The sequence below is a fragment of the Pseudoxanthomonas sp. LjRoot204_2 genome (genome assembly GCF_056175765.1).
Genome location: NZ_JBGFFG010000269.1, coordinates 1 through 4,693, shown reverse-complemented (window position 1 = coordinate 4,693; position 4,693 = coordinate 1). Strand labels below are relative to the sequence as shown.

Below are 4,693 nucleotides of genomic sequence, written 5' to 3'. Positions count from 1 at the left end.
GTGCGGTCCACTTCGTAGACGATCGGCGCTTCGATGTTGCCTGCACGAAGGAAGTAGGCGTGCAGCGAATGCGCGCGGCGCTCTTCCTCGCCACCACCCACCGTGGCCTGTGCAGCCGACAGCGCCTGGCCGAGCACCTGGCCGCCGAACACGTACTTGGTGCCGATATCGCGGCTCTGGCCGCGGAACAGGTTGTCTTCCAGCCGCTCCAGCGACAGCAGTTCGATCAGCTCGGAGACGACGGGTTCAGGTGCGGGCACGGCAGGGCCTGGAGTCTTGGCGAACGGCGATTATACCGGCCGTCCGTGCGCGGCCCGTCAGGGCAGCAGCCGCTCCAGCGGGGTCGTGCGCAGCACCGCGTCCCACGGGAACAGGGGGCCCGGGTCCATCTTCCGCGGCACCAGAATGCGCGGATCGTCGCTGGCGGGCTCGCGCGTGGTGTCGAGGTCCTCGTGGCCGGCGATGTAGCGCAGCGCGGGCAGCGCGTGCCGCAGGTGTGCCAGCAGCGCCGACAGGGCCTCGATCTGCGCCTCGGCGTAAGGCTCTTCCAYCGACTGGCGGCCCACGGCGAGCCAATCGGGGTAGCGGCCGGTGTTCACCAGCTCGATCCCGATCGAACGCGGGTTGTAGCCACGCACGTGGTGGGCGACGTGTTGCGGGCGCACGTAGACGTGCACGGTGCCGTCGCGATCGATGTAGTAGTGGCCGCTGTTGCCGGTGCCGGAGGCATGCAGGATGCGCTCGCCGTACTCGCGTGCCATCGCCATGTCCGGCAGCTCGGTGCAGTGGATGACGACCAGGTCGATCTGTTCCAGCGGCCGGATGTCCAGCTTGGCTTCGTAGGGCAACAGGTCGATGACGGGGGTGAAGGGCAGGTCCGTGCGCATGCTTGGATGCTAGCAGGCAGGGCGGGGATCGGGCTGGACACGGGCCGCTCCGGTAAACTGGCGGCCTTTCCCGTCGCGGGTTTCCCATGCCGCTCAATCCCGAATCCCCGTTGGCCAAGCTCATGGCCACCCTGCCGCGTGCCGGCAAGGTGGACTGGATCGGCCTGCGACCGGCCCGCGACGAGGTCATGGTCGCCACCGACGCCGTCGAAGCCGTCACCGGCGCTGGCCTGGTCGGCGACCGCTACAAGGGAGGCAGCGGCAAGCGCGGCATCACCCTGATCCAGGCCGAGCACCTGCCCGTCATCGCCGCGCTCGCGCAGCGGTCCGACCTAGCGCCTTCGCTGTTGCGCCGTAACGTGGTCGTGTCCGGCATCCCGCTGATCGCACTGAAGGAGCGCCGTTTCCGCATCGGCACCGCAGTGTTCGAGGGCACGGAAGAATGCGACCCGTGCTCGCGGATGGAAGACGCGCTGGGCCCGGGCGGCTACAACGCGATGCGTGGCCATGGCGGCCTGTGCGCGCGGATCGTCGAAGGTGGTTCGTTCCGCATCTGCGATCCGGTGGAAGCGCTCTGATGCGCGGCCACTGCATCCTGTCGCACGGGTTCGAAAGCGGTCCGGACGCCACCAAGGTCACCGCGCTCGCCGACGTGGCCGAACGCCTGGGCTGGACCCACGAACGCCCGGACTACACCGACCTCGACGCGCGCCGCGATGTCAGTTCGCTCGGCGACGTGGTCGCGCGGCTGGAACGCCTGCGCTCCCTCGCGCACGCCGCCGCCTCGCGTGGGCCGGTGGTGCTGGCCGGTTCCAGCCTGGGCGCCTACATCGCCGGCCGCATCTCGCTGGAGGTGCCGGTGCGTGGCCTTTTCCTGATGGCGCCGCCGATCAGCATGGGGCCGCTGCCGCTGCTGGATGCCGCGCCGGTCCCTGTGTCGGTGATCCATGGCTGGGACGACGAACTGATCCCCGCGCAGGCCGTGACCGACTGGGCGCATGCGCGCCGCGCGCGCCTGCTGCTGGTCAACGACGGGCATCGCCTGTCCGACCATGTCGCCGCTTCGGCGGATGCATTCGGGCAATTGCTCGCCGCTCTCTGACGTATCGAGGTTTCCTTTGAAGTTCTTCGTCTCCTGCGCCAAGGGCCTGGAATATCTGCTCGCCGACGAGCTGCTCGCGCTCGGCGTGCCCAAGGCCACCGCCACCATCGCCGGCGTGAATGCCGACGGCGAGCCCGTGGACGCGCAGCGTGCCGTGCTGTGGTCGCGGCTGGCCAGTCGCGTGCTGTGGCCGATCGATGAATTCGAATGCCTGAACGAACAGGCACTGTACGACGGCGTGATGGCGATCGCGTGGGAAACGCACACGCGCCCCGAACTGACGCTGGCGGTGGATGCGCACGTGTCGGGCGAGGCGATCACCCATGCGCGCTATGCCGCGCAGCGCGTGAAGGATGCCGTGGTCGACCGCCTGCGCCAGCAGGGCATGGAGCGACCGTCGGTGGATGTCGAACAGCCGGACCTGCGCATCAACCTGTCGCTGCGCAGGAACCGCGCGACGATATCGATCGACCTGGGCGGCGGCCCGATGCATCGCCGCGGCTGGCGCCAGGCGCAGAACGAGGCGCCGTTGAAGGAGAGCCTCGCAGCGGCCGTGCTGATGCGCGGTGGCTGGCCGGCGCTGTACCACGACGGCGGCGCGTTGCTCGACCCGATGTGCGGCAGCGGCACGCTGCTGATCGAAGGCGCGCTGATGGCGGCCGATGTCGCGCCCGGCCTGCAGCGCCACGGCCCGGCGCTGCCCACGCGCTGGCTCGGCTTCGATGTCGATGCATGGCGCGCCCTGTTCGCCGACGCCGTGCAGCGCGAAACGGAAGGCCGCAAGGCGCTGAAGCCGGTGTTCTTCGGCAGCGACGTGGACCTGGGCGCGATCCGCGCCGCGCGTGACAACGCGGTGCTCGCCGGACTCGCGGGTCAGTTGCAGTTCGAGACGCGCGATGTCGCCCAGCTGCCCGCGCGCGATGAACTGCGCGGGCTTGTCGTCTGCAATCCGCCCTACGACGAACGACTCGCCGCCGATGCCGACCTGTACCGCGCGCTCGGCGATGCGCTGCAGCGCGCCGTGCCGCAATGGCGCGCCAGCCTGCTGTGCGGCAATGCCGATCTTGGTTATGCCACCGGTTTGCGCGCGGCCAAGAAGTACCAGCTGTTCAACGGCGCCATCGAGTGCGCGTTGATCGTCTGCGATCCGGTCGCCACGCCCGCCCGCGAACCGCGCGAGGCCAGGCCGCTGTCGGACGGTGCGCAGATGGTCGCCAACCGCCTGCGCAAGAACCTCAAGAAGTTCAAGGCCTGGCGCACGCGCGAGGGCATCACCTGCTACCGCGCCTACGATGCGGACCTGCCCGAATACGCGGCGGCCATCGACGTCTACGTGGAAGAGGGCGGACAGGCCCGCACGTTCCTGCACGTGCAGGAATACGCCGCGCCGGCCACCATTCCCGAGCACGACGTGCGTCGCCGTTTCAGCGAACTGCTGGCCGCCACCCGCGAGGTCTTCGGCGTGCCGCAGGAACAGATCGCGGTGAAGGCGCGCGAGCGCGGCAAGGGCGGGTCGAAATACGGACGCATGCAGCAGCGCGACGAGTTCATCGTCGTGCGCGAGTCGGGCGCGTTGCTGCGGGTCAACCTGTTCGACTACCTCGATACCGGCCTGTTCCTCGATCATCGGCCGCTGCGGCGACGGATGGCGCAGGAAGCGCGCGGAAAGCGGTTCCTCAATCTGTTCTGCTACACCGGCGTGGCCAGCGTGCAGGCCGCCGTCGCGGGTGCGTCGGGCACGACCAGCGTGGACCTGTCGGCGACCTATCTGCAGTGGTGTGCGGACAACCTCGCCGAGAACGGCCTGGGCGGCGCGAAGCATCGCCTCGTGCAGGCCGACGCCGTGCGCTGGCTGGAGGCCGAGCAGGCCGAGTACGACCTGGTCTTCTGCGATCCGCCGACGTTCTCCAACTCCGCGCGCGCCGACGACTTCGACGTGCAGAAGGAGCACGTACGGCTGTTGCGCGCCGCGGTTGCACGGCTGGCGCCGGGCGGGGTGCTGTACTTCAGCAACAACTTCCGCCGGTTCAAGCTGGACGAGAACGCGGTGGCGGAATTCGCGCGCTGCGAGGACATCAGCGCCAGCACGATTCCGCCGGATTTCGAACGCAACGCCCGCATCCACCGCGCGTGGCGGCTGACGCGGGCGTAGCGCCGTGCGTCAGCCGACGATCAGGACGAAGTCGCCGCGCTGCGAGGCCATCGACAGCGCCAGCGTGCTGTGGCGGGAGGCCAGGTCGGCCGCGGTGAGCGCGGTGCTCGGTGGATGGGCGCGGTAGCTGGCGTCGTCGGACAGCGTGTCGCGCACCACGTAGCCCATCAGCACGTTGACCAGTTCGCCCAGCGCATCCACGGCCAGTTCGTCGTCGCACTGCGCGGGTGGGATCGACAGCAGCGAGCACGCCATCGCCTGCATCGTGGCGCGGGAGCAGCCGACGCCCACCAGCAGGGATTCCGCGCCGGCTTCGATCCGCACGTGCGCGGTCACGTCGCAGGCCTCGAGCGCGCTGTCGTCTGCGATCCCGGAGGCTTGGCACTGGCTGCCCATCAGGCGCGGAAACAGGCGGTTGCTGACGCGGATCGCGCTGGTGGCGGCGTCGGCGAGCGCATGCCCGGCGATGCCGAGGGCCAGCGCATGGTTGGCTTCGTCCAGATCGCGGCGGTGCGCGACCAGTTCGGCTTCCAGCTGTTCGGCGGTCAGGGC

The 4,693-nt window shown here is 69.6% G+C and carries 5 protein-coding genes and 1 pseudogene; 3 read left to right on the top strand and 3 right to left on the bottom strand.

The window, feature by feature from the left end; all coding sequences use genetic code 11:
- Both AC04L7_RS12690 and AC04L7_RS12685 read right to left on the bottom strand, forming a co-directional pair.
- On the bottom strand, positions 1 to 260 hold a 260-nt coding region (locus AC04L7_RS12690; RefSeq protein WP_475513125.1), incomplete at its 3' end, for an acyl-CoA thioesterase.
- Between the two features lie 57 nt (positions 261 to 317).
- On the bottom strand, positions 318 to 887 hold the full coding sequence (locus AC04L7_RS12685; RefSeq protein ID WP_475513124.1) for an N-acetylmuramoyl-L-alanine amidase: 570 nt from the start codon (positions 885 to 887) through the stop codon (positions 318 to 320).
- An 86-nt stretch (positions 888 to 973) separates the two neighbouring features.
- Here AC04L7_RS12685 and AC04L7_RS12680 point away from each other — a divergent pair, with 86 nt between their 5' ends.
- From AC04L7_RS12680 to rlmKL, 3 genes are read left to right on the top strand one after another with little or no spacing between them, the layout of a single operon-like run.
- Positions 974 to 1,465, top strand: coding sequence for an MOSC domain-containing protein (locus AC04L7_RS12680; protein ID WP_435997622.1), 492 nt, complete (start codon positions 974 to 976; stop codon positions 1,463 to 1,465).
- Positions 1,462 to 1,989: an alpha/beta hydrolase gene (locus AC04L7_RS12675; protein WP_093489487.1), complete on the top strand. Its 528-nt coding sequence runs from the start codon at positions 1,462 to 1,464 to the stop codon at positions 1,987 to 1,989. The genes AC04L7_RS12680 and AC04L7_RS12675 overlap by 4 nt, the downstream gene beginning before the upstream one ends.
- A gap of 16 nt (positions 1,990 to 2,005) precedes the next feature.
- Complete coding sequence (gene rlmKL / locus AC04L7_RS12670) at positions 2,006 to 4,141, top strand: bifunctional 23S rRNA (guanine(2069)-N(7))-methyltransferase RlmK/23S rRNA (guanine(2445)-N(2))-methyltransferase RlmL (RefSeq protein WP_435997624.1); 2,136 nt, start codon at positions 2,006 to 2,008, stop codon at positions 4,139 to 4,141.
- Between the two features lie 9 nt (positions 4,142 to 4,150).
- Here the strand turns inward: rlmKL and AC04L7_RS12665 are convergent.
- A pseudogene (locus AC04L7_RS12665) lies at positions 4,151 to 4,693 on the bottom strand (chemotaxis protein CheX); the annotation flags it as partial.